The 23,665-nt window shown below is 73.2% G+C and carries 20 protein-coding genes and 2 pseudogenes; 7 read left to right on the top strand and 15 right to left on the bottom strand.

The window, feature by feature from the left end:
• Window positions 1-47 precede the first annotated feature (47 nt).
• From ACWD26_RS19320 to ACWD26_RS19275, 10 genes are all read right to left on the bottom strand, one after another.
• Entirely contained in the window at window positions 48-1,787 is a 1,740-nt protein-coding gene (locus ACWD26_RS19320) for an ABC transporter ATP-binding protein/permease (RefSeq protein ID WP_451271555.1), read from the bottom strand.
• A complete protein-coding gene (locus ACWD26_RS19315) occupies window positions 1,784-2,866 on the bottom strand; it encodes a SagB/ThcOx family dehydrogenase (protein WP_451271553.1) in 1,083 nt (360 codons plus the stop codon). The genes ACWD26_RS19320 and ACWD26_RS19315 overlap by 4 nt, the downstream gene beginning before the upstream one ends.
• Before the next feature lie 9 nt (window positions 2,867-2,875).
• Window positions 2,876-4,255: a YcaO-like family protein gene (locus ACWD26_RS19310; RefSeq protein WP_451271551.1), complete on the bottom strand. Its 1,380-nt coding sequence runs from the start codon at window positions 4,253-4,255 to the stop codon at window positions 2,876-2,878.
• Window positions 4,252-5,730 carry a CocE/NonD family hydrolase gene (locus ACWD26_RS19305; RefSeq protein WP_451271549.1) on the bottom strand — a complete coding sequence of 493 codons (1,479 nt, stop codon included), beginning with the start codon at window positions 5,728-5,730 and terminating at the stop codon, window positions 4,252-4,254. Before ACWD26_RS19305 ends, ACWD26_RS19310 begins: the two co-directional genes overlap by 4 nt.
• Window positions 5,727-6,704, bottom strand: coding sequence for a hypothetical protein (locus tag ACWD26_RS19300; RefSeq protein ID WP_451271547.1), 978 nt, complete (start codon window positions 6,702-6,704; stop codon window positions 5,727-5,729). The genes ACWD26_RS19305 and ACWD26_RS19300 overlap by 4 nt, the downstream gene beginning before the upstream one ends.
• 90 nt (window positions 6,705-6,794) lie before the next feature.
• Window positions 6,795-6,908 (bottom strand): streptamidine family RiPP, encoded by a 114-nt coding sequence (amiA, locus tag ACWD26_RS19295; RefSeq protein WP_451271545.1) that lies wholly within the window; start codon window positions 6,906-6,908, stop codon window positions 6,795-6,797.
• A 55-nt stretch (window positions 6,909-6,963) separates the two neighbouring features.
• A complete protein-coding gene (locus ACWD26_RS19290) occupies window positions 6,964-7,785 on the bottom strand; it encodes an ABC transporter ATP-binding protein (RefSeq protein ID WP_451271543.1) in 822 nt (273 codons plus the stop codon).
• 19 nt (window positions 7,786-7,804) lie between these two features.
• Window positions 7,805-8,812: a FecCD family ABC transporter permease gene (locus tag ACWD26_RS19285; RefSeq protein ID WP_451271541.1), complete on the bottom strand. Its 1,008-nt coding sequence runs from the start codon at window positions 8,810-8,812 to the stop codon at window positions 7,805-7,807.
• Window positions 8,809-9,993, bottom strand: a complete 1,185-nt coding sequence (locus ACWD26_RS19280) for a FecCD family ABC transporter permease (RefSeq protein ID WP_451271877.1) — start codon at window positions 9,991-9,993, stop codon at window positions 8,809-8,811. The genes ACWD26_RS19285 and ACWD26_RS19280 overlap by 4 nt, the downstream gene beginning before the upstream one ends.
• 113 nt (window positions 9,994-10,106) lie before the next feature.
• The gene (locus ACWD26_RS19275; protein WP_451271540.1) at window positions 10,107-11,084 is read right to left on the bottom strand and encodes an ABC transporter substrate-binding protein; all 978 of its coding nucleotides are present in this window, start codon (window positions 11,082-11,084) and stop codon (window positions 10,107-10,109) included.
• Between the two features lie 92 nt (window positions 11,085-11,176).
• Here ACWD26_RS19275 and ACWD26_RS19270 point away from each other — a divergent pair, with 92 nt between their 5' ends.
• A complete protein-coding gene (locus tag ACWD26_RS19270) occupies window positions 11,177-12,397 on the top strand; it encodes a hypothetical protein (protein WP_451271538.1) in 1,221 nt (406 codons plus the stop codon).
• Between the two features lie 394 nt (window positions 12,398-12,791).
• Here ACWD26_RS19270 and ACWD26_RS19265 read toward each other — a convergent pair whose 3' ends face one another.
• The 3 genes and pseudogenes from ACWD26_RS19265 to ACWD26_RS19255 all read right to left on the bottom strand — a co-directional run bounded on the left by ACWD26_RS19265 (window position 12,792) and on the right by ACWD26_RS19255 (window position 15,378).
• Window positions 12,792-13,772: a threonine ammonia-lyase gene (locus ACWD26_RS19265; protein WP_451271536.1), complete on the bottom strand. Its 981-nt coding sequence runs from the start codon at window positions 13,770-13,772 to the stop codon at window positions 12,792-12,794.
• Window positions 13,773-14,044: 272 nt separating this feature from the next.
• Window positions 14,045-14,275, bottom strand: a pseudogene (locus ACWD26_RS19260) (oxidoreductase); the annotation flags it as partial.
• Between the two features lie 233 nt (window positions 14,276-14,508).
• Window positions 14,509-15,378, bottom strand: a complete 870-nt coding sequence (locus ACWD26_RS19255) for a universal stress protein (RefSeq protein ID WP_451271534.1) — start codon at window positions 15,376-15,378, stop codon at window positions 14,509-14,511.
• A 776-nt stretch (window positions 15,379-16,154) separates the two neighbouring features.
• Between ACWD26_RS19255 and ACWD26_RS19250 the strand changes: the two genes are divergently transcribed.
• Complete coding sequence (locus ACWD26_RS19250) at window positions 16,155-17,588, top strand: phosphoribosyltransferase family protein (protein ID WP_451271532.1); 1,434 nt, start codon at window positions 16,155-16,157, stop codon at window positions 17,586-17,588.
• A 187-nt stretch (window positions 17,589-17,775) separates the two neighbouring features.
• On the opposite strand, the pseudogene ACWD26_RS19245 reads toward ACWD26_RS19250, so the two are convergent.
• Window positions 17,776-17,904: pseudogene (locus tag ACWD26_RS19245) on the bottom strand (pirin family protein); the annotation flags it as partial.
• A 511-nt stretch (window positions 17,905-18,415) separates the two neighbouring features.
• On the opposite strand from ACWD26_RS19245, the gene dhaK reads away from it, so the two are divergent.
• The 3 genes from dhaK to ACWD26_RS19230 all read left to right on the top strand — a co-directional run bounded on the left by dhaK (window position 18,416) and on the right by ACWD26_RS19230 (window position 20,601).
• Window positions 18,416-19,408, top strand: a complete 993-nt coding sequence (gene dhaK, locus ACWD26_RS19240) for a dihydroxyacetone kinase subunit DhaK (protein WP_451271530.1) — start codon at window positions 18,416-18,418, stop codon at window positions 19,406-19,408.
• 172 nt (window positions 19,409-19,580) lie between these two features.
• Window positions 19,581-20,198, top strand: coding sequence for a dihydroxyacetone kinase subunit DhaL (gene dhaL, locus ACWD26_RS19235; RefSeq protein ID WP_451271528.1), 618 nt, complete (start codon window positions 19,581-19,583; stop codon window positions 20,196-20,198).
• The gene (locus tag ACWD26_RS19230) at window positions 20,191-20,601 is read left to right on the top strand and encodes a PTS-dependent dihydroxyacetone kinase phosphotransferase subunit DhaM (protein WP_451271526.1); all 411 of its coding nucleotides are present in this window, start codon (window positions 20,191-20,193) and stop codon (window positions 20,599-20,601) included. The genes dhaL and ACWD26_RS19230 overlap by 8 nt, the downstream gene beginning before the upstream one ends.
• An 87-nt stretch (window positions 20,602-20,688) precedes the next feature.
• Here ACWD26_RS19230 and ACWD26_RS19225 read toward each other — a convergent pair whose 3' ends face one another.
• Window positions 20,689-21,381, bottom strand: coding sequence for a glycoside hydrolase family 75 protein (locus ACWD26_RS19225; RefSeq protein ID WP_451271524.1), 693 nt, complete (start codon window positions 21,379-21,381; stop codon window positions 20,689-20,691).
• Window positions 21,382-21,832: 451 nt separating this feature from the next.
• Between ACWD26_RS19225 and ACWD26_RS19220 the strand changes: the two genes are divergently transcribed.
• Both ACWD26_RS19220 and ACWD26_RS19215 read left to right on the top strand, forming a co-directional pair.
• A complete protein-coding gene (locus ACWD26_RS19220) occupies window positions 21,833-22,813 on the top strand; it encodes a fibronectin type III domain-containing protein (RefSeq protein ID WP_451271522.1) in 981 nt (326 codons plus the stop codon).
• Window positions 22,814-23,104: 291 nt separating this feature from the next.
• Window positions 23,105-23,659: a hypothetical protein gene (locus tag ACWD26_RS19215; protein WP_451271520.1), complete on the top strand. Its 555-nt coding sequence runs from the start codon at window positions 23,105-23,107 to the stop codon at window positions 23,657-23,659.
• Window positions 23,660-23,665: the final 6 nt, after the last annotated feature.

Genomic DNA, 23,665 nt, shown 5'->3' with positions numbered 1-23,665 from the left:
AGTGGTACCGCCCGGCGTCACGTCGGCGTCGGCGTCGGTGGTGCGGCTCATGCGGCGAGCCCTCCTTCGTAGGTGTGGCCCGCTGCGACGAGTTCGGCGTAGACGCCCCCGGCGTCGATGAGGTCGTCGTGTCCGCCTATGGCGTCCACGCGTCCGTCGTCGAGCACCACGATGCGGTCGGCGTGCCGGACGGCGGCGAGCCGGTGGGCGACCAGCAGGACGGTCCGGTCGCCCGCTGCGTCCAGCAGTTCGCGGACGATGTGGGCCTCCCGGCGTTCGTCGACCGCGCTCGTGGCCTCGTCGAGGACGAGGACCCGGGCGTCGGCCAGCAGGGCGCGGGCGAGGGCGAGGCGCTGGCGTTGTCCGCCGGACAGGGTGGCGCCCCGTTCGCCGAGCACGGTGGCGTAGCCGTCGGGGAGGGCCGCGATCTCGTCGTGGATGCCGGCGGTCCGTGCCGCGCCGAGGAGTTCGTCGTCCGTGGCCGTCGGCCGGGCCAGGCGCAGGTTGTCGGCGATGGTGGCGTGGAAGAGGTAGGTCTCCTGTGAGACGACGGCTATGCCCTGTCGCAGTGAGTCGAGCGCGTACGCGGAGACGTCGCGGCCGTCGATGGTGATCCGGCCTCGCTGCGGCTCGCGGTGGCGCAGGAGCAGGGCGAGCAGCGTGGACTTGCCGGCGCCGGAAGGGCCGACGATGGCGGTGGTGCGCCCCGCCTCGGCGGTGAAGGTGACCTCGCGCAGGGCGGGTGCCTCGGCGCCGTGGTAGCTGAACTCCACCTGTTCGAAGCGCACTTGGGGTGGGTCCGGCCAGTGCGCTCGTTCCGTCGCCGTGTCGGGGACGGCGGGGTCGGCGGTGCGCAGCGCCGCGAGCCCGTCCGCGGCCGAGACTCCCAGGTACCCGGCGTGCCATTCGCGGGACAGGTCGCGTACGGGCCTGAAGCACTCGGAGGCCAGCAGCAGCATCAGGTAGGTGCCGGTGGGCGTGGTGGATCCGGTGACGGCCGACCAGCAGGCGAGCAGCGCGGCGGCCGCTGTGCCGCCCTGGATGGCCAGGTCGGTGAGTCCGGTGTCGACCAGGGACACACGGAGTTTGGCGACGGTGGCCCGGTGCAGCGCCGCCGAGCGTTCCTCCAGCCGCTCTCGGGTGCGTCCGACGGCGCCGGCGGCTCGCAGTGCGGGCATGCCCTGCAGCGCTTCGAGGTAGTCGGCGCCCAGTTGCTCGTAGGTGTCCCAGTGTTCCTTGCCGCGCTTGGCGAGGAGGCGGTCCCAGGCGCGTGGGCCGAACAGGCCGAGCAGCATGGCCGGTACGAGGCCGAGGAGGGCGGCCGGTTCGACGGCGGCCAGGGCGGCGAGCAGCAGGGGCGGCACGCTGAGGGTGACGAGGAGCTGCGGCAGGTAGCGGGAGACATAGGCGTCGACGCCTTCCACTCCGTCGACGAGGGTGGTGCGCACCGCCCCGGCGCGCGCGGAGGTCAGGTGCGCGGGCCCGAGCCGTCCGAGGTGGGTGAGGAGCTCGTCCCGCAGACGTACCCTGACCTGCGCCCCGGCACGGGTGGCGATGCGCCGCTGCCACTGGCCGAGCCCCGCACGGGCGGCGACGACGCCGAGCACCGCGCCGAGGAGCAGCGGGAGCCGGTCCGTGTCGCCCCGGGCCACGTCGGCGAGGGCGAACGCGAGCAGCACGGCCTGCGCGAGGTGGGCGAGGGTGACGGCGCCCTGCAGGGCGGTGGCCGCGAGCAGGGGGCGCTGTGCGTGCCGTGCGGCGCGGCGCAGCTCGGGGTGGACGATCACGAGGTTTCCTCTTCGGGGTGGGTGGTGCCGAGGGCCAGGCCGTGAACGATCCAGTCCCTGCCCGGTGCGGCGCCGAGCGCGGCACCGAGGTCGGCCTGCTGCCAGGCGCCGATAGGGCGGCCGGCCAGGCCGTGTCGGCCGGCGGTCACGTGAGCCACGTGGGCGGCGAAACCGGCGCGCAGATGGACCCGGCGGATCCGTGGCGCCTCGGCGTCCGTCGGGCAGCCGTAGCCGAGCAGGACGGCGCCCGCGTCCGCGATCCACGCCTGGCCGGCGGCCCAGGCGGCGAGCGTCGGCCGGGCCTCACCCGCGGCGAGACGCCGCAGGGTGCCGTCGGGCGCCGACTCGACGAGTTCGGGCTGTGGTGCGCCGACGGCCGCACACCACGCGAGTTCACCGGCGCTCGCCTCGGCGGCGGCGGTGAGCACCGCCCGCAGTGCCTCCTGGGGTGGGGTGCCCCGCAGCGGTGGCCGGGCGCTGCGGCGGGTCAGCAGGTCGCGGGGCGTGGGTGCGTCCGCGGCCCGGTGTGCGGTCTCGGGCGGGGCGAAGCTCAGTGCGGCGAGGGGGTCTTCGGCGAGCCCGTCGAGGTCGAGGGCCGTCGGCTCGACGCCCAGGGAGCGCGCCGCGAGCCACAGCGCCGCGGCGGCGTGCCCGGTGTCCAGCAGGAGCAGCGGCCAGGCCCGGTGGCCGTAGTGCGAGATCGTGCGCTGCGCGGTGACGGACAGGTCCACGGTGGCCCCGGGCGGTGTGCCGTCGGGTTCCGGGCCGAGGCGGTGCACGCGATGGCCCAGCGGGTCATAGCCGTAGCGTCCCGGCGGTAGGGGGCAGCCGGTGCCCACGACGAGCTGGGCGTCCACCGGGTGCAGCGCGCCCGCGGACGCGGCGGGGCGCAGCCGTCCGGCGCCGTCCGAGGCCGCCAGCGAGAGGCGGAGCAGCCGGCCCAGGTCGAGCTCTCCGGGGCGGGCGTCCGGCAGGGGGAGCGCCGGTCCGGGCCATGGTCGGACGGCGGGCCCGGCGGGCGTGTCCGGGCCCGGCTCCTCCCGGGTGCGGGCGCGGGCGAGGGCAGTGACGAGATCCACGGGTGGTCCTCACATGTGGGGCGGAGGAGCCAGCGTGAAGTCTTCCGGCGCGCTCGGCGCGGTGGTGCGCCAGCCACGGGCGAGGGCGGCGTCGGCGAGGCGTGGGGAGCCGAAGTACCCGAAGGCGGCAGGGGCGTTGGGGATGAGGCCGGAGACGAGGACCCGGGCGACGCGCAACGGCGTCTCGGCCACGTCCTCGGTGGTGAGGTCGAACGTCATGACGCGGTGGCCGCCGTCGTGGAGTGCGCGCTCCAGCCGGTCCCGGCTGCCGGGTTCGACGGCGTCGACGGGTACCGTCCCGTGCGCGGGCTCGGTGAACCGGCGGGCCTCGGACGCCATGCGCTCGTCCAGCCAGACCTGCACGTGGGCGCCCAAGTCCCGTACAAGCGCGAAGTGTTCACCGCAGGCGTCGAGGTAGCGGCGGTCCTCGCGGTGGTCGAGGTAGAGGCCTCGGGCGAGCAGCCCTGCCTCGACGGCCTGGAACACCCAGCCGTCGGGATCGGCGAGGCCCTGCGTGAAGACCCAGGTGTGGACGGCCTCCAGTACGGCCTTGCGGGCGGCCTCGGCCGGGTCGTACTTGCAGGCGAACCCGGCGGCGTAGAGCCCGAGCCGTGGGTCGTGGACGAGTGCGGCCATGCAGGGGGCGAACTCCGAGGGCATCTCGGCGAGATGGACATCGAGCCCGGACCCGGCGAGGTCGTCGGCGAGGCCGGGCACGCTCGCCGGATCGATGCCACGGGTCGGGCCGTCGAGGTGCCACCACAGTTCGAGGGCGTCACGTTCGACGATCTCCAGCAGGCCGCGCTCGACCGCGTCGTCGAACCCCTGTCCGGTGGCGATGCCCGCGTAGTTGAGATGGTGGGTGCGGGGCAGCGCACGCAGCTCGCCCTGGCGCCAGTTGAGGTGGGTGAGGGCGACGGGTGCCCAGACCTCGGCTCTCTCCCCGTCGGGCAGCCGTTCCTCGCCGCGCGTCCACAGGGACGGGGTATCGGTGGTGAGGGGGCGGTAGGGGAACTTCTCGCGGGCGTACTGCCAGTCGGCGTAGGCGGGCAGCTCGTCGGGTCCGTAGAGCCTGAGGCCCTTGTCCACCAGGTCGGCGGCCGTGGCGCGCAGTGGGGCGTCGGGGTGGCCGGGCGGAGGCACACGGTTGCCGCAGTAGCGCTCGATTCCCTCGGCTATCGCGGCGATCCGGGCGCCCTCGGGGTCGCCGAAGGTGGTCCCGAGCGACACCCGGTCGGCGGGCCACAGGCCGAGCCTGCGGGCGTCGGCGATCTCGGCGGTGAGCGCGGTGTAGCGAGGCGGGGTGCCCGGAGGGTGTTCGACGGGCTCGACCTTCCGGACGATGCCGCACACGGGGTCGACCAGGGCTTCCAGAGGGAGCACCGTCATCGCAGGATCTCCTGTACGGGATCGGTGGGGGTGGGACGGGAGCGGAGCACGGGCAGGTGGAGTGCCACGTGCCCGGGGTCGACCTCGCGCCGGGAGGCGAGGAGCCGGGTGGCCGTGACCGGGTCGTCGCCGGTGTGGGGGTTGCGGGCGTGGGCGGGGAAGTGGTGTCCGGCGATCTCCAGGCGGAGCCGGGTGCCCGCGGGCAGCCGCCGTGCCAGCGGGCCGAGCCCCACGGTGAACTCGGCTGCCCTTCCCGGGGGATCAGCGCGCCGGACGATTCCGACGGCGAGCCGCTCGGCCACCCCCTCGGAGGTGACCGCGAGGAGCCGTGCCGCCCAGTCCGCCGACCGGGTGTCGGCGGTCGCGCGCACCCGGACCTCGGCGGTGCCGATGACGTCCAAGGGGCGCGGCAGCGGCGGGGTGGCGAACAGGCAGCGGTCGGGTGTGTCCCTCGTGGGGACGGTCAACTCCTCGGAGGAGACGGGCTGTTCGGGGTCGGCCGTGAAGGAGGCCCCGTGCAGCAGCCGTATGTGCTGTGCGCGCGGCTCGCCCCGCGTCCCGGCGGGCACCCACAGGGGGCTGCCGCCCAGCCCGACCGCGCCTCGGCGTCCGGACGTGAGGCCGCCGGTGAGGGCGAGTCGGGCCCAGCGTGCGTAGAACTCGCCGAGGCTCACCCGGTGCGCGGGCAGGGCGTCGGTGCCGGGCGCGGCGACGAGGCCGTGTCCCCAGGGGCCCAGCAGCAGGCGGGAGGGGCCGCCCCAGCGGCGCCACAGCGCGATGGTGTCGTCGGTGAAGTGGTCGTGGTGGCCGCCCACCGCGAGCAGGGGCATCCTGGCGCCCTCGGCCCGTGCTGCGAGCAGGCCGCGCTCGTGGTGCCGCCACAGGCCCGGCCAGGAGGGCAGGCTTCGGCCGAGCCGGACCGGGAGGTCGGTCAGCGGCAGGTGGGTCAGCAGGCCGGGGTCCGTGGCGAGAGCGTTCTTCAGGGCGTCCTCGTCGGAGTCGCGCCGGTCGCCGTGGGCGGCCCACCACCCCGCGCGGGCGGACAGCCGTTCCACGCCCGAGGGTTCGCGAGCCGTCTCGGCGGCGCCCAGGGCGGGCACGGCGGCGATGACGGCGTCGGGGCGGGCGTCCTCGGGCGCGTCGAGCGCGAGGGCGACGGCGCAGTGGGCGGCGTAGGAGGCGCCGACCGCCACGACGCGCCCGTCGCTCCAGGGCTGCCGGCGGATCCAGCGGGCGGTCAGCGCCCCGTCGGCGACCTCGTTCTCGTACGGGTGCCACTCCCCCGGCGAAGCGTGCCGGCCGCGCACGTCCTGGACCAGTGCGACGAACCCGTGCCGGGCCCACCCCCTCAGTTCGGCGTGATGCCGGCGTCGGTCGTAGGGCGTGCGGATGAGGACGGCCGGGAAGGGCCCCTCGCCGTCCGGGTGCCGGCCGTCGGTCGCGAGACCGCCGACGGTTTCGGTGAACGACGTCATCCTGCCTTCCCCGGCATCGGGGCGACGTCGGGGACGGGCAGGACGGGGTGCTCGGTGACGGTCAGCGTGCGCAGATCGACGCGCCGGAGCCGGCGCCGCGCGGGCAGCCCGCCGGGGTGGGGGGCGTCGGTGGCCCACCGGGTGAGGTCGTCGGCGAGCAGGGCGGCGAGCAACCCCGCCGCGGGCGCGGTGAGTCGCACGGGTGCGCCGGACGTTCGAGGTCCGCTCCAGTAGGCGGCCAGCGCTTGGTGCGCCGGCGTGGCGGCGAGCCTGCGGGCACGGACGTGGGCCGAGGTGACGTCCCCCGGAGCGGCGGCGAGGGGTTCGAGGCAGACCTGCCAGCCCTCACGGTGACAGCGCAGCCAGGCGATGCCACGCTCGGGCAGCCGGTCGGCGGCGTCCCACAGCCCTTCCGGGACGGGACCGTCGAGACACCACACGACGGCGGCGGGCACCGCGCCCGCGGCGCCGGGTACGGCCTGGGGCGCGCGGCCCGGCTTGTCGTGTGCCGGGGAAGTCGTGTCCGCCGGGCGGCCGGACGTCGCGGGCGCCTCGTCGGCGGGGCCGGCCACGGGAGTGACACCCACCAAGCCGCCCGACGCGATGGGAGCCATGCCTGTCAGGTCGTCGGATCCCGCCGACCGCGGCTCCGCACCGGAGGCCCGCAGGAGCGCGGCCAGCGGCTCGGTCAGCAGGGGGGTGCCCAGCAACAGGATGTCCCGGCGCTCGGCGGGCCATTCGGCGCGATGCGGGCCGTCCGCCATGTATCCGGCACCGTCGAAGGCCCGGAGGAGTCGGTCGAGTTCGGCGTCCGGCTCGCCGGTGGATCGGCCGGACAGCCGGGAGAGCAGAGCGCCGTCGTCCACGTCGCCCGTCCGTACGCTGAGGAACTCCCCGTCGGCCGTGCGGACGGCGAGCCCCTGCCCGGGTACGGCGACGATCTCGACACCGGATGCGAGCTGGCTGCGGGACACGTCGGTTCTCCTGTGGGAAGGGGGCCTGAGTGGGCGTGGGCCCGCCCGCACGGTGACGGGCGGGCCCACGGTCGAGGGTGTGACCCGCTCTTACTCCTCGGTGTCGTCGAAGGGGTTCTCGACGAGCGCGTTGGAGTGCGAGGCGGAGGCGTGAGCCAGCTGGCCCGGGTCGGCGATCGGCGCGAAGACCTGCTCGTTGTCCATGAACTCTCCTTCATCGCAAGGGAGGTGCGGCGCTCTTTGAGCGTCGCATGACAATCTACTGAATATGATTTTCATATTCTAGAGCTGGGAGAGGGTGATCTGGGTAACACACCGGCCAGCCGCCCTCGGGGTCCCGGCCGACCCGTCCCGCCACCTTGAGCACGTCCGCGAGCAACCCGGGGGTGACGACCTCCTTCGGGGTCCCGTCGGCCACCACGCGGCCGTCCCGCAGGGCGACGATCCGCTCGGCGAACCGGGCCGCGTGGGCCAGGTCGTGCAGCACCATCACGACGGTGAGGCCGCGCTCCTCGCGCAGCCGCACCACGGTCCGCAGCACATCGAGTTGGTGATGCAGGTCCAGATAGGTGGTCGGCTCGTCGAGCAGCAGGACGCGGGTGTCCTGGGCGAGCGCCATCGCGAGCCGGACCCGCTGCCGCTCGCCCCCCGACAGCGCGTCCACGTCCCGGTCGGCCCACTGCTCCACGCCGACGTCGCGCAGCGCGCGCCGTACGACCGGGTCGTCGCCTTCGCGCAGCATGCCGAGGGGACCGCGTGCCGCGTACCGCCCCTGTCTGACGAGGTGCCGGACGGTCATGGCGGGGACGGCCGGGGCCGACTGGTGCAGCAGCGCGACCCGCCGGGCGGTGGCACGCCGGGAAAGCCCCGCGAGGTCGTCGCCACCTACCAGGACGCGCCCCTCGTCCGGCCGCAGCAGACCGGCGGCCAGCCGCAACAGGGTCGACTTGCCGCAGCCGTTGAGGCCGATGAGGGCGGTCAGCTCGCCCGGTTCGACAGTCATGTCGACGCCGCGCAGCACGGGGCGGCCGGGGTAGCCGAAGCGGACTCCCTCGGCGCGGATACCCAGGGGTTCGGTCATGTTCCGTCCTTTGTCGACATCAGAACGTTCGGTCGGGCGTCCGGCGCACGACGACCAGCAGCAGCACGGCTCCCAGACAGGTGGTGAGCGCCCCGACCGGCAGCGTGAGCCGTCCGCTGTCCACTACGACGGCCAGCAGCCGCGAGGACAGTTGCGCCACCGCGTCCGCCCCGCACACCACGGCCGCCCCCACGAGGGCGGCACCGGGCAGCGTCAGCCGCAGGTCCGCGCCGAACAGGGCGAACGCGAGGTGCGGCACGAGCAGCCCGACGAAACCGAGCGCCCCCACGGCGGCCACCGCGCCCGCCGTCAGTGCCACGGCGCACAACAGGGAGAGGGTGCGGGCACGCGCGGCGAACAGCCCAGCCGCACCGGCGATGTCATCACCGCAGCGCAGCAGGGTCAGCGGTCCCGCCATCAGCCACGCGAGCGCGCCCCAGACCAGCGCCCACGGCCACAGCAGGTGCCAGTGCTCCCACACCCGGCCCTCCGTCGTACCGACGAGCCACTGGACCACGCTGCCGAGTTCCCCCGGCGCCACCAGCAGCACCATGGCGGTGAGCCCGCCGAGGACCGCCGACACCAGCACCCCGTAGACGGCGGTCTGCGCGGGATCGCCTCCGCCACGACCGGCGAGCAGCCACAGGAGCGCGGCCCCGGTGAATCCGCCCAGACACGCGGCGGCGACGACCGCGAGGGGTGATTCCCAGCCCGCCAGTCCGAAACCGGTCGCGGTGACCGCCCCGAGCACCGCGCCCGGAGTCACGCCCGTGACCTCGGGTCCGGCGAGCGGGTTGCGCAGAGCGGACTGCAGGACCAGGCCCGCCACACCGAGGCACGCCCCCGCACCGAGGGCCACCAGCAGCCGGGGCAGTCGGAGTTGGAGCAGGATGTGCCGCTCCGTCGCGTCACCGCCTCCGCCGAGGACCTCCCAGACCATGGCCGGCGACATGCCGCGCCCGGCCAGCAGTTCCCCGCAGACGCACACGAGGAGGAGGACGGCGAGCGCCCCGAATCGCCGGCTCACCGGGCCTCCTCCGATGTGGTTGTTCCACTGACCGGGAGACGGGTGCCGGAGGGACCGTCACCCTCGGACCCCTCTCCATGACCGCGCCTTCCCGACTTCGGAGAGGGCTCCGCCCCTGGTGACCCGACATGTGCGGCTTCGGAACCGGCCCCCGGCTGCTCCGAACGCCCGGCCGCGGAACCGGCCCCCGGCTGCCGCGGGGGCTCCGCCTCGGAGCCCGCCGCCGGTCGCGCGGCCTTCGGCCTCCGTTTCCCCGACCGGAGCAGAGCGACGCCAACGGGCACACCGAACAGGGACGTCCATGCTCCGACAGGTGTCTCCACCGGTGCCAGCGCCAGCCTGGCCGGCACATCGGCGACGGCCACCACGACCGCGCCCCACGCGGCCGACCAGGGCAGCCAACGCACCGCGTCCGCCGACGGGTTGAGCCGCCTCGCCAGATGCGGGGCGAGAAACCCGACCCAAGCCACCGGACCGCACACGGCCGTCACGGGTGCGATCAGCAGGACGGCGATGGCCAGCGCGGCGAACCGGGCGCGGTGCACACGGACGCCCAACGCCTCGGCGTCCTCGTCGCCCAACCGCAGCACCGAGAGCACCGGCGCGCACAACACGAGCGCGGGCACCGCGATGAGCAGCCAGGGCCACAACCCGGTGACGTCGTCCCAGGTACGGGCGGAGAGCGAGCCGAGCAGGTACCGGTAGATCAGCTGGAGGTCCAGCTGATCGGCCATGACCATGAGCACGAGCAGCGCGGCCTGCAGGGCGGCGGCGACCGCGGCCCCGGTGAGCAGTACGGCGGACGGGCTGCGCCCCAGTCCGGCGGCGAGCAGCGTGAGCGCGCCGCCGAGCGCGGCCCCGCCGATGGCCAGCAGGGGCTGGGCGGCGGCGGGGACGGACACCGCCAGCACCAGGGGTGTGGCGACCCCGAGCGCGGCTCCGGAGGACACCCCCAGCATCTCGGGGACGGCCAGCGGGTTGCGCAGCGCCTCCTGCAGGACGAGCCCCGCCGCACCCAGACAGGCCCCGGCGATCAGCGCCAACACCAGCCGGGGCACGCGCAGTTCGGTGACGACGACCCCCGCGAGCGTGCTGTCGCCGTCCAGCAGTGCACCGGGCAGGCGGTGCAGTGGGACGTAGGGCGTGCCCAGGCTCAGCATGCAGGCGGACGACGCGAGCAACAGCGCGGTCACCGCGAGGAGTTGCCATCGCCTGCCGGGGAGCGGGAGCCGCACGGACCGCCGCCCGTCCGACGTGGCGTCACCGGCCGCGGTTTCTGACGCGGTCGGTGCGGTCACCGCAGGGCGGCCGTGGCCTCGTCGAGGACGATGCCCAGCGAGCGGGTGCCCCGCCCCTTGGCCCACACCTCGGAGTTCACCTCGTGAACGTCCCCGTTCCGCACGGCCGGGATCTTCCCCCACAGCGGGTTCTTCGCCAGCTTCTCCGACAGCTTGCCGTCCGGCTCGCCGAAGCTGATCGTCTCGACGAACAGCACGTCCACGTCACGCGCGAGGATCTCTTCGAGGCTGTAACTGCCCTCCACACCACGGGACTTCCACGGGTAGTTCGCCAGCTTGGGGAACAGGCCGGCGGTCACGTCCGTCCCCGGGGTGGCGACGCCGAAGTTCTCGTCGCTGCCGTAGATGATGAGCGCGGTCTTGTCGCTCTTGGTCCGCTCAGCCTCGGCGAGCTTGGTGCGGAAGGTCTTCTCGGCCTTCTCACCCTGGGCGGTGCGGCCGGTGAGCGCGGCGACGTCGCGCAGGTAACCGACGCTGTCCTGCCACTCTTCGGGCTGCATGGGCCAGAACGTGGTGGCGCCCTTCAGAGACGGGGCGAGCTTGCCATGGGTGTCTTCGAGGCCGATCACGAGGTCGGGCTTGTGGGAGAGGATCGCCTCCACCTCGGGCGCGATGAAACCGCCGGGGATGATGTCGACCTCCTTCGCCTTCTCCGCCCCGAGGAATCCGGGCTGGGCCAGGAGGGCGTTGTTCGTGGCCGTGGGGACGATGCCCAGCTCGGTCAGGATGTCGTCGCAGAGCGCGAACAGGCAGACGACGCGCTCCGGTTCCCGCTCCAAGGAGATCTTGACGCCGTTCGCGTCGGTCAACTGGCGTGTCGCCTTGATGGGTTCCACGGTGACGTCGGTCTTCGCGTCGGCCACCGCGTCCGCTTCACTCGCGGGTTCGGTGGACGCCCCGCACCCGACCAGGACGGAACCGACCATCGCCGCGGTGACCCAGGTGCGGACGAATCTCGACGGTGAGCCCAGCATCGATGCCCTCGCTTCTTCTCATGGTCCCGGAACGCAACGAAGATACACGACGATAATCATTTTCATCAGATGGCCTATCAGAGAGGTTCTCGATGAACGCCGACCCACTGCTGCTGGTCTCCGACCACATAGGCGGATCCGTCCATGTGCTGACCGTCCCGGACGGTGTGGAGACACACCGCCTCACGGGCCGCCATCTCTCCGAGCACGCCGGATTCCTGGCGCTGCCGGGGGGCAGAACAGCGTGTGTCGACGACCGCAGGGGCGAGCTGCTGGTACTCGACCCGTTCGGCGCGACGGCGACGACGAGTCGCTCGACCGAGCTGGTGGAGGCCGCCGTACCGGTCGCCGTACCGGCCGAGCACCTCGCCTGCGACCCGTCCGGCCGGTGGGTGGCCGTCACCACGGGCCTGGGGGAGAACGGCAGCCCGTGGTCCGACCTACTGACGGTCGTCGACCTGGCCACGAAGGACGCCACGCGGGTGCGCACCCGCGTGGGCGAGCCGGGCGTGACGGTCATGGGCGGCGGCGACCCCCTGGTCGTCCTGCGACACCGGGAACCCGGCGCACTCGCCGTCCACCGGTTCGCCGACCTGCTCGGTTCACCGGCCGGCTGCCCGCCGGTCACACCCCACGCGCACCTCGCCCTGCCGGACGACGGGCACGGTGACGCCCAAGTCCCTCACCTCGGCCACGTCTTCGCGGCCACGGGAGAGGGCGTGCACCGGGCGCGCCGCGAGGGCGACGCACTCGTGCCGGAGCCGACGCTCCCGTGGGGTTCGCCCGCCCGAGGCTGGTACCTGCGGCTCGACACCCGGCGACAGGCGCTGTGGTCGACCTTGCGGGGCGGCCCCGCGGACCCGCTGCGCTGGCCGGAGTGGACGAACCAGGCGTGGCGCCATGATCTGGCAACGGATCGCACGACCCTGACCGACCTCGGTCCGGGGCTGGTCTTCCGCCTGGCCCTCGCCAAGGGCCACACCGCGTTCACCAGGATCCACCCGGACGGCGACGAACTGGTCCTGCTGGACGCCGACAACACCGTACGGCGTGTCCCCCTGCCCGCCATGGACGGGGCTCCCCGCCGCGGAGGCACCCCCTGGGAGGGCGTCCAACGCCGTGCGGTGGCCGCCTCGCCAGGTGCCGACTGGGTCGCCGTCACCCGCGGCGGCCACGGCGAAGTCCACGTCTTCGACGCGCGGACGGCCTCCGAGGCAACCCGCTCGAAGCTGGACACACCACTGCACCACGGCGGCCACGCGATGCTGCGCACTCTGGACGACGGCGCCGAAGGGGACCCGACAGGAAGGTGATCCCACCGCGACCCGGCCGGGCTGTCCGCCCGGGTCGGCCGCAGCGCGAAGGTGACCGCGGCCCAGGGAGCGCAGTCTCCCCGATCCCTGTGTCTGCGACAGGGACCCGGCGTGCCCGTGACGCGCCTCGGGCACGCCGGCCGTCTACCGTCGCCCTGCCGCCTCGCCCCGGGCTTCCCACGGAGGCCGCCCCGGGGAGAATGCGGACTCACCCGGGCCCCGACCACACATGGACCACCCGGTCACCGTCCACCGTGACCGACCCTCACTGTGAACGCAGCCCCTGTCAGGAGCAGATGACGGGCAACACCTTCCTCCGCGCGGGGGTGTCGATTCCCTACGCCGGTGGCGCAGGCGTCGTTGCGGGCCACCGGTCGGCCGGTAGGAGCGATCGTCACGACCTGTGGGTGGGGGCCGTACCGACCCAGCGGTGGTAGGCGTCCATGTCGACGTTGCTGCCGCACACGATGGTGACGACGTGTCGGCCGGCGAAGCGGTCACGGTCTTCGAGGATCGCCGCGATGCCGAGCGCGGCCGACGGTTCGACGACGAGGCCGGCGTGGTCGAGGAGCATCCGCATACCGGCGATGATCGACGCCTCCTTCACCAGGACGGCGTCGTCGGCGACCAGGAGGAGGTCGTCCAGGACGGCCGGGATGGGACGTCGGCCGGCGACGCCGTCAGCGATGGTGTCGGTCGAGTCGGTGGTGACGACACGTCGCCTGCGCCATGAGTGTGTCAGCGCCGGTGCGCCCAGCGGCTGGACGCAGATCACCTCGACTTCGGGTGCCGACGCTTTCACCACATGGCCCACGCCGGTGGCCAGCGCCCCACCGCCGAGAGCGATCAGGACGGTGTCGAACGACGGCGCGGCATCCACCAGTTCGAGGCCGATGGTCGCCGCGCCCTCGCAGGTCTCGATGTCCAGGCTGTCTTCGACCAGCCGGATGCCCTCGTACCGTGCGATGGCCGCAGCCCGCTCACGCGCCATCTCGTGGTCGCCGTCCACCAGTTCCAACCCGGCGTCCAAGGCGCGGATGCGATCAAGCTTGGCCCGCGTCGCAAAGCGGGATGCCACGACGGTGACGTCGAGCCCTCGGCCACGACCGGACCACGCGAGGGCTTGGCCGAGGTTGCCCGCACTCGCGCACACCGCGGCTCGCGAGGCATTGTCGGCCAGCAGGCTCGCGACTACCTCTGTGCCACGTGCCTTGAAGCTGCGGACCGGGTTCGCCGTTTCGAGCTTGACGCTCACCGTGCACCCGAGGCCGGGCTCCAGCGCCTCGCAGCGGTACAGCGGAGTGTCGAGAAAGACTGGGTCGATCATCCGGCGAGCCGCCCGGATCCGAGCAGTGTCGAGACGCGTCTCCTGCACGACACAGCAGCGTAGCGCCACCGGCGCTGGTTCCATGAGCAACTGACGGCTCTCAAGTAGGCGTGAGACAGAGACTGAACAGGTGGGCGGTGGACGCATGACGGCCCCCTCGCACCCCTGCAGCCGCGGAGGATCTTCCAGGTTGTCAGGCGGGCGAAGGCGGGAGCTGGGTGACGAGGCCGTCGGAGATCATCACGAGGTCTCCCTTGAATTCCGTTGAATTCCGTGGACGCGCGTGTGCCACACCGGAAGGGTGATGCCGGGCCGGGCGTTCAGGTTCGTGCTGTCAGGGCCTGTTCGGGGAAGGCGGTGCCGGTCAGTTCCTCGGAGATGGTCCACAGGCGTCGGGCCGAGGCCGGGTCGCTGGCCGCCGGCGAGCGGCCGACCAGGGTCGGGGCTCCGCGCAACTCGGCGAGGCCGTCGGGGCCGACGTAGCTCGCGCCGGGCAGGTCCTGGACGGCGGCCTACAGGGTGGGCAACGCGCCGGCCTTCGGGTGCCTCGCTTCCGGGGCCGACGACGTCGCCGACGCCCAGGTAGACATCCGGTGCGAAGCAGCGGTTGAGCGCCGTTTCGCGTGCGCGGGCTGCCCTACGGGCCGCTCGTCCCATACAGTCGAGAAGCCCAGATCCACCGCCTTCTTGACGTTGTAGGCCCGATCACCTGCGAAGAACACGATCGCGGGTGTGGGTCTCGGCCACCTCCGCGCGTGGCGACCGCTCCCCCGAAGTGCCGGGCTCAGTCATGAGGAACGACGGCGACGGGGCAGCGTCCGTGATGGATGGCCGCGTGGGCCACGTGATCCAGATGGTGCGTCGCACCATGCCAGTGCACACGCCGTCCGACGACCAGCAACGCGGCGCCCTCGGCGGCGTGCACGACGGCCTTGGCCGGGCTCGCGAGACGGATGCTGTCGTCCACCTCCACCTGCGGGTACTTCTCGCGCCAGGGCCTCAGCGCCTTGGTCAGCTCCTTCCGCGCCTCCCGTGTCAGCTCCTCCACGACGTCGTGGTCCACGCCCCAGGGCATGCGGGCGTGAAGCGGCACGCTGCGGCCGTGGACGGCGAGGAGCGGAACGTCCCGGGCCGCGGCGCTGTGGAACGCGAAGTCGAGCAGTTCGTCAGCGGATCCGTGCAGTTCCATCGCCACGACGACCTTGTCGGACGAACTGGGGACCGGCTGCTCCTTGGTCGGCTCCGGACGGACGAGGACCACTGGCCGCCCGGCCCGCGCCACGACCGGCATGCTGACGTCCCCCATGAAATAGCTCTCGGCGGACCCCAGGCCCCGTGAACCCAGCACCAGCATCTCGGACTCCGAGGCGGCGCGGAGCAGAGCTTCCTGGGCGTCGTCGGCAACGAGACTGCCGACGACGGAAAGACCCGGGTGGCGGGCGCTCAGCTCGGCCTGAGCGGTGTGCACCAGACGCTTCGCCCAGTAGTTCTGGTCGACCTCGGAGGGCATGTGGGTCGGTTCCGGTGCCAGGAGCGGCCACGCGTGCAGCAGTCGCAGGGTGAGCTTGCGCTTCTCGGCCTCGTCGGCGGCCCAGCGGGCGGCGGCGAGGCTCGCGGGTGAACCGTCCAGGCCCACGGTGACGACTGGTTCCATGGCGGCGGCCTCCGTCTCGTACGAAGCTGGACACGACGGCGGACGACGGCGGACGAGTCCCCCGCGGCCCGCCGGCCCGAACCCCGTCGACATGCCGAGCGGCTGCTGTGTTCCCTCCCTCGACAAGTACCGCAATCCCCTCGGCCCCGCATGTGGACCAAGGTCGAGGCCGCGGGGAACGCGGTCTCCAGCGGAAGACCGGTAGGAGCAGTGACCGGGCTATGACGCACGGCGGGTCGGCGTCGACACGAAAGGGGGCTCGGCCCTCTACGGCCGGGCTCCTCAGGGCCGGAAGACGTCACACCAGGGACTCAGGCGATGCTGCGGCCCTGGGCGAGCGGATCCACGGACCACGCGGTCCGTATCCGCCCTGATCTGGTCGCAGGCATCCGCCTCACGGCCGTCGAGGCCGACGGCCGAGGCACGTCGACAAGCGCCACCGGGTCGGTTCAGGGGTGCGGCACGACGGCGACGGGGCAACCGGCGTGGTGCAGCACCGCGTGGCTGACCCGGCCGGTGTGCGGAACCGATACCCAAGTGTCCGTCCCGGATCCGGCACCCCACGACCAGCAGACCTGCCCCGGTCGCGGCCTCTGCGGCGGTGCCGCCGCTACCACGAGGGGCCGTCCGGCCCTCACCCGGGCCGAAGGCCCCTCGCGCGGTCGCCCTGCGACGCGATGCAATGGAAGGGACGGCAGGAGGCGACTCCAGGAGGCGCCCTTTCTTCCACACCGACTTCTCCGCAGCCTCGCGGTGGGCGCACGAGGAGGTGGCGTATGCCCTTCGACGATCGTACGGACGCAGGACGCCGACTGGCCCGGCGTCTCGGACATCTGCGCGGCGAGGACATCGTGGTCCTGGGACTGCCTCGGGGCGGCGTGCCGGTCGCGTACGAGGTGGCCCGAACACTCGACGCACCGCTGGACGTGCTCCCGGTGCGCAAGCTCGGGGTGCCGTGGCAGCCGGAGCTGGCCTTCGGCGCCATCGGTGAGCACGGTGTCCGCGTCCTCAACCGGCACGTGATCGACAGCGGCGGGATACGGGACGAGGAACAGGCCGACGTCGAGCGGGCGGAGCGGGCGGAGCTGGACCGGCGTGTGGCCCGCTACCGCGCCGGGCGCGCCCGTGTGTCCCTCACGGGTCGCACCGTGCTGGTCGTGGACGACGGGCTGGCCACCGGCGCCACCGCCGAGGCGGCCTGCCGGGTGGTGCGGGGCCAGGGTGCCACGAGGGTCGTTCTCGCCGTCCCGGTGGGATCGGTGGAGGCCGTCGCCCGGCTGCGCGGAGTGGCCGACCAAGTCGTCTGCCTGGAACCACTGGGAGACCTGGGCTCGGTCGGCGCCTGGTACCGCGACTTCAGGCAGACGCCGGACTCCGAGGTGATCGATCTCCTCACCCGTGCCGCACCGGCGCAGTCGCCGCCTCCCGCACCCACCACCGCCGTCTTCGAAACGGCTTCCCTGAGCGAAGGGGCGGACGCCTCGGTGGGCCCGGCCGTGGAGAAGCCCGCGCCCCGAGCCGGGGAGGCGTCCCCGAGGCGACAGGCGGAGGGGCTCATGCAGGGCGAGGTGGAAGTGCCCGCCGGACACATACGGCTGCCCGCGCGGCTGGTGCTGCCCGATGCGGCCCCGACGGTGGTCGTCTTCGCGCACGGCAGCGGCAGCGGACGGCACAGTCCACGCAATCGCTACGTCGCCGACACACTCAACCGGGCGGGCCTGGGCACCCTGCTGCTCGACCTGCTCACGGCGGAGGAGGCAGGCGAACGCCGCAATGTCTTCGACGTCGCTCTGCTGGCCGGCCGGCTGCACGCCGCCACCACCTGGCTGCGTGACGGACCCGGAGTGCCGGTGACCTACTTCGGTGCCAGCACCGGAGCCGCGGCCGCCCTGGAGGCTGCGGCGACGCCAGGCGCCGACATCCGCGCGATCGTCTCCCGGGGCGGGCGCCCCGACCTGGCCACCCAGGCGGCGCTGGACCGGGTGCGGGCCCCGACCCTCTTCGTCGTGGGCAGTCTGGACACCAGGGTGCTCAGCCTCAACCGCCTCGCCGCCGACCGGCTGCGCTGTGAACACCGGCTCGCTGTCGTTCCCGGTGCCACCCACCTGTTCGAGGAGCCCGGAACCCTGGCCACGGTCGCCGAACTGGCCCGCGACTGGTTCACCACGCACCTCGCCCGACCGGGCACCGGACACCGCCACTCGGCCTGAACGCGGCCGGTCACGTACAGCGAGCCCATCACCAACGGGGGTACGAACCCGCCGAGGCCGCCCGCGGCGCCCACCCCGCCCCCCGGGCTCAGTCCCGGAACCCGCTCAGCTGCACTCCCGCCAGCGATCGAGAAGCGGCAGGCCGCACCCCGACGCCTCCCATTCCGCCGCCACAAAAATTCCAAGCCGGTAGTCCGGGGGCGGGCAGCGGGTCCCCGTCGCACCCCTGCACCACCCCAAATCTCGACCCTTCCACCCAGTTCCGACAGGCCTGTACGTTCGCATCCTGCGACCGTCCGATCCAGTTCCAGAACAGCTGGCTCAGCTGCAGCCAGCACAAAACCCTCGGCCGCAGCGGGAATGCTTGCGCGACTGCCACGCCGTGCCGATCATCGCCGTCCGTCGGCCGGGACTCACGCCTGGGACAATTCCGAGGCTGTCGCGGGCGGGGTCACTGCCGCGCGCACGCATCGCCCCTCGTTGTGGACAGCCCGTGGCCCAACCGGCAGAGAGCCTCAGGCACCCTGGCACGCTCATGAGCGTCCATGCGCGTGACCTTCGCTGCCGCAAGGTCGATACTGCCAGCAGATGCGAACCTGCCGACCCGTGCCCGACGAACCGGATACCTGACACCCCGTCTTCAAAGTCAGCATGAGTACCGCCTGAGCCCGCCCACGACCGCCAAAAACCGCCGAGAACCGCCGAGAACCGCCGAGAACCGCCGAGAACCGCCAAGAACCGCCAAGATCAACAATTGGCCAAACCCATGCTGCCCTGCTAAAAACGCAGGCCAGCGGCTCGTCCGATAATCTCACCAGGAGGTACCCATGAGGATGCTGATCAACGTCGCGGAGAGCGTTGTCGCGGACGCCTTGCGGGGTATGGCGGCCGCGCATCCGGAGTTGACCGTGGATGTGGAGAACCGGGTGGTGGTGCGGAGGGACGCGCCGGTGGCCGGGAAGGTGGGGCTGGTGTCCGGGGGTGGCTCGGGGCACGAGCCGTTGCACGGAGGCTTCGTGGGGCCCGGGATGCTGTCGGCGGCCTGTCCCGGTGAGGTGTTCACATCTCCCGTGCCGGACCAGATGGTGCGGGCCGCGGCGGCTGTGGACAGTGGGGCCGGGGTGCTGTTCATCGTGAAGAACTACACCGGTGACGTGCTGAACTTCGACATGGCCGCCGAACTCGCCGAGGACGAGGGCATCCAGATCGCCAAGGTCCTCGTCGACGACGACGTCGCCGTCACCGACAGCCTCTACACCGCCGGACGGCGCGGCACGGGGGCCACCCTGTTCGTGGAGAAGATCGCCGGGGCCGCCGCCGAGGAGGGGCAGTCCTTGGAGCGGGTCGAGGCGCTGGCCCGACAGGTCAACGAGAACTCCCGCAGCTTCGGGGTGGCACTGAGCGCCTGCACCACACCGGCCAAGGGCAGCCCGACCTTCGATCTCCCCGCCGGGGAGCTGGAGTTGGGTGTCGGTATCCACGGCGAGCCGGGGCGTGAGCGGCGCGCGATGATGACCTCGCGCGAGATCGCCGAGTTCTCGGTGAACGCCCTCCTGGACGACATGAGCCCGCGCAACCCGGTGCTGCTGCTCGTCAACGGCATGGGTGCGACGCCCCTGCTGGAGTTGTACGGCTTCAACGCGGAGGTGCAGCGGGTGCTCACCGAACGCGGGGTCGCCGTGGCCCGCACCCTCGTCGGCAACTACGTCACCTCCCTCGACATGGCCGGCGTGTCGGTGACGATCTGTCAGGTCGACGAGGAAGTGCTGCGGTTGTACGACGCGCCGGTGAGGACGCCGGGACTGCGCTGGGGTGTGTGAGGGCCCGACGAGCGTCTTCCCCCCTCCCCCCGCCGTGGCCCCACCGCGCCCGCCGGGAACCACCGGGGCCACCGGGGCCACCGGGGCCACGAGGGACACGAGGGACCCCAGAACACGTCACCACCCCCACCTCCCACAGTGGGTCAACTCTCGTACCACGCAAGGAGATTCCGTGCTCGACGCCGACTTCTTCCGTCGTTGGATGACGGCCGCCGCGGCCTCGGTGGAGCGCGAGGCCGAGCGGCTCACGGCGCTCGACTCGCCGATCGGGGACGCCGATCACGGCAGCAATCTGCACCGCGGGTTCGCCGCCGTGGCGGCCGTGCTGGAGAAGGAGGCGCCGGACACACCCGGCGCCGTCCTCGCGCTCGCCGGCCGGCAGCTGATCTCGACCGTCGGCGGCGCCTCCGGCCCGCTGTACGGCACGCTGCTGCGCCGCACCGGCAAAGCGCTCGGCGACGCCGCCGAGGTGAGCGAGGCCCAGCTCACGGAAGCGCTGCGCGCCGGGGTCGACGCCGTGATGACGCTGGGCGGGGCCGCACCGGGCGACAAGACCATGATCGACTCGCTGGTCCCTGCCGTCGACGCGCTCGCCGAGTCGTTCACCGCGGCGCGCGCCGCCGCCGAGGAAGGCGCCCTGGCGACGACGCCGTTGCAGGCCCGCAAGGGGCGGGCCAGCTACCTCGGCGAGCGGAGCATCGGGCACCAGGACCCCGGCGCCACGTCCGCCGCGCTGCTGATCGCCGCCCTCGCCACCACCGCCGAGGCAGCCGAGGCCGCCGATGCCTGACGAGAAGCTGGTCGGCATCGTGCTGGTCTCGCACAGCGCCGCCGTCGCCGCCTCGGTCGCCGAGCTGGCGAAGGGGCTGGCGGGTGCGGGCGCCGCCGTTCCCGTCGCGCCGGCGGGCGGCACCGAGGACGGCGGTCTGGGGACCAGCGCCGAGCTGATCTCGGCGGCTGCCGCGTCCGTCGACCGGGGCGCCGGGATCGCGGTCCTCACCGACCTGGGCAGCGCGGTCCTCACCGTGAAGGCGCTGCTCGCCGAGGGCGACGAACTCCCCGCGGAGACCCGTCTGGTCGACGCGCCGTTCGTCGAGGGCGCCGTCGCCGCGGTCGTCACGGCCTCGACGGGCGCGGACCTCGCGGCGGTGGCGGCAGCGGCATCGGAGGCATACGCGTATCGGAAGGAGTGACCCTCCGAGGAGGCGATCTCCGCGCGCCTGGGCCTGCCACCCCCTCGGGCGGCAGGCCCCGGAAGACATGTTCGGCCGACCGGTCCGCTACGCGCCGGTACCCTTCACGAACTTCCGCGCCAGCTTCTCCCCTTGTTCCACCGCCGCCTCGTGGTCCTCGATCGGGGTCACCAGGGAGTCCTCGAACACGATGTAGGTGACGGCGGAGGCGGTGCCGCCGGTGCGCGGGTCGGGGCGGATACCGAGGGCCTCGGCCGTGGCGTAGGACGCCTCGCCGATGATGCCCTGGGGACCGGTGTCACCGACGACGGCGTACTGGACCTTGTCCTTGTACACGACGGCGGCGACCGAGCCGCCCTTGATGCCGTGGACGCGGTAGTCCCAGGTGCGGCTCGGGACGGGGACGACGATGAACGGCAGGCTCTCGGAGCGCAGATACCGGCCGTCGGACTGCCGGAAGGAGGTCATCGGCTGGAACCACGGGTCGGTGTCGCGGTTGCAGCGGAGGCTCGGCCGGCCGTCGCAGTCGATGTCCATGTCGGCCTTCCAGTGCACCGCGCCGTCGATGCTGCAGACGGGGATGACCGCGGGGGTGCCCGCGTCACTGCGGTAGAGCCCCTCCGACACCCGGACGCAGCCACGTACCTTCGCCAGCAGTTCGGCGGCGGTCACGCCACCCTTCCGTTCCACGGGCCGCTGCGGATGGGCCAGGGCGGGCAGGGCGACGGGGGCCAGCAGGGCGGCGCCGACGGCGGCCAGCGTCAACGAGCGGACACGCACGATGGGGACCCTCTCCTGGGAAAAGTGACGGGCACTCACCCAAAGTTGGTGGGGGTCGGAGAGGACGGCCACCGGGAGGGGGCCGGACGGATCACGGCACCCTGGTCGGGGGTGTGCGGCCGAGGGACCGGGCCGGACTCGACCCCGGCCGCTCGGCCGCGCTCGTCGGCGCGGGATCGGCGACGACAGCGGCCCGCGCCGTGCGGCGTGAACTGACCCGCAGAGCGAGCGAGTTCACGCCTTGTCGGAGCACCAGCATACGTAGCCGCCCGCCGTGCCGTGAACGGTGGTGGGCCCGTGCCGTGAACAGCGGTGGGCGTCGGGGCGGGCATCCGGGCGGCACACATGTCCCTCGACCCCGCCTCTTGATGTGGCCGCGTCAGTCATGTCATACATAGGGATAGGTACAGACCAATCCCAGCCGTGGCTCGACGATCGAGGAGGCAGGATCGTGCGACGCGTTCCCGTGCCGGCACTTGTCCTGGCGCCGACGCTCTGCGGCTCGCTGCTCCTCACGGCCGCCTGCGCGACGGACCAGAGCCCCGCTCTCCCTCCGCCTGCGGCCCCGCCCGGCGTCACCGCCTCCGCCGGCAGCGCCACCAGCGTCCATGTCATGTGGAACCGGGCGTCCGGTGAGGCGGAGATCGCCCGGTACGAGGTCTACCGGGGCCGGACGAAGGTGAGGGACGTGCCGGGCGGCGAGCACATGGTGGACATCACCCGGCTCGAACCGTCCACGACGTATGTGTTCACGGTCCGGGCCCGTGGCGTCGCCGGGGGTCTCGGGCCGCCCAGCGCGGAGGTCCGGGCCACCACGCCCGCCGCCGCGACGGCGGACCGCAGGGCCCCGAGCCGCCCGGGTCACCTCGACGGAAAGGCGGTCGGGAGCAAGGCGGTGCAGTTGTCCTGGGGACGGTCGACGGACGACCGGGACGTGGTGTCCTACGACATCCTCCAGGGGGACTCGAAGATTCACAGTGTGGGCGGGGAGCAGACGGCAGCAGTGGTCACGGGGTTGCGGCCCGGCACGCGGTACTCGTTCACCGTGCGGGCGCGGGACGCGGCGGACAACGTCTCGCCCCTGAGCCGGGCGGCGCGGCTCACCACCGCGCCGGGGGCGGACGGCGGACGGGGCACCGCGCCCACCGGGTTCCGCGCCGGCATCCGGCGGGCCGACGGGGCGTACTCCATCGAGCTGTCCTGGCTGCCGCCGCGTGTCGACGGTGTGATCACGGAGTACGAGATCCAGCTCGACGGAAGGCCGGCGACCACGCTCGCCTGGGGCGGGACCCCGCCCCGGGATCGGGCCGGCTACAGCTTCTACGTGGGCCGCGAGGCCGGGGTGTCCCACCGGGTGCGGATCCGGGCGAAGCTGCCGGACGGGACCTGGGGCGGGTTCTCGGCGGAGCGGACGGTGACCACCGGCGAGTGAGCCGGGGCGACGACCCACGGCTGGGCCCGGGGGCAGTGACCCACGGCTGAGCCCGGGGGCACAACCCACGGCTGAGCCCGGGGGGACGGCCCACGGGGTGAGCCGGGTCGACCACCCACGCCGCCGGGCTGGCCGGGTTCCCCCGCACGGCGGAATCCGTCACCTGCCCGGGGGCCGTCCGCATGCGGGTGGGGCGCGGGGCACGTTGGCTCACCCTCAGGCAGCACGGGTCTCCCGATCCCCGGCGGCGCAAGGGATGTACCGCCGACCGTGCCGCCGGAGGGCAGACCCATGCGTATGTCTCAGCTACTCCTCCGCTCCGGCCTGACCGTGGCCGCCGCCGCGCTGCCGATCGCCCTGACCGCGCCCTCGGCCGCCGCCGTCCCTCAGGGGATCTCGGTGAGCACCACGGGATCCTCGGTCACGGTCACCACCAGCGATTGCCCCACCAGCGTCAACGGCACGTTCGGCACCGCCTCGCTGCTCTCCGGCGGGCAGGCGAACTTCTCCCAGGGGCGCCAGGCGACGCTCACCGGCACGAGCACCACCCAGTCGGCCGCCTGGGCGAACGTGCTCCCCGGCACACACACGGTCATCGTGGTGTGCCGGGACGGCACCACCGCGGGCACCCAGTCCGTCATCGTCACCGCCGCCACCCCCACCATCGCCTCGACCGCTTCGCCCGCCTCGCCCGCCTCGCCCGCGCGAGGCGTCATGGGCGGTGTCGGCGGAGCCACCCAGGAGTACGGCACCGTCACCCTCGTGGGCGGCGGGGCACTGGTGGCGGTGGGTACGGTGGCGGCGGTCTGGTACCTGCGCCGCCGCGCCAAGCCGCACCGGCTGTGAACGCCG

The organism is Streptomyces sp. NPDC002787 (assembly GCF_053592095.1).
This window is presented reverse-complemented; position numbering and strand designations above follow the sequence as displayed.

Bases quoted from the DNA above. Each gene is read 5' to 3' on its own strand.
- ACWD26_RS19310 (WP_451271551.1), bottom strand. From the start codon at position 4,255: ATGACGGTGCTCCCTCTGGAAGCCCTGGTCGACCCCGTGTGCGGCATC.
- ACWD26_RS19305 (WP_451271549.1), bottom strand. From the start codon at position 5,730: ATGACGTCGTTCACCGAAACCGTCGGCGGTCTCGCGACCGACGGCCGG.
- amiA (WP_451271545.1), bottom strand. From the start codon at position 6,908: ATGGACAACGAGCAGGTCTTCGCGCCGATCGCCGACCCGGGCCAGCTG.
- ACWD26_RS19290 (WP_451271543.1), bottom strand. From the start codon at position 7,785: ATGACCGAACCCCTGGGTATCCGCGCCGAGGGAGTCCGCTTCGGCTAC.
- ACWD26_RS19275 (WP_451271540.1), bottom strand. From the start codon at position 11,084: ATGCTGGGCTCACCGTCGAGATTCGTCCGCACCTGGGTCACCGCGGCG.
- ACWD26_RS19270 (WP_451271538.1), top strand. From the start codon at position 11,177: ATGAACGCCGACCCACTGCTGCTGGTCTCCGACCACATAGGCGGATCC.
- ACWD26_RS19255 (WP_451271534.1), bottom strand. From the start codon at position 15,378: ATGGAACCAGTCGTCACCGTGGGCCTGGACGGTTCACCCGCGAGCCTC.
- ACWD26_RS19250 (WP_451271532.1), top strand. From the start codon at position 16,155: ATGCCCTTCGACGATCGTACGGACGCAGGACGCCGACTGGCCCGGCGT.
- dhaK (WP_451271530.1), top strand. From the start codon at position 18,416: ATGAGGATGCTGATCAACGTCGCGGAGAGCGTTGTCGCGGACGCCTTG.
- ACWD26_RS19230 (WP_451271526.1), top strand. From the start codon at position 20,191: ATGCCTGACGAGAAGCTGGTCGGCATCGTGCTGGTCTCGCACAGCGCC.
- ACWD26_RS19215 (WP_451271520.1), top strand. From the start codon at position 23,105: ATGCGTATGTCTCAGCTACTCCTCCGCTCCGGCCTGACCGTGGCCGCC.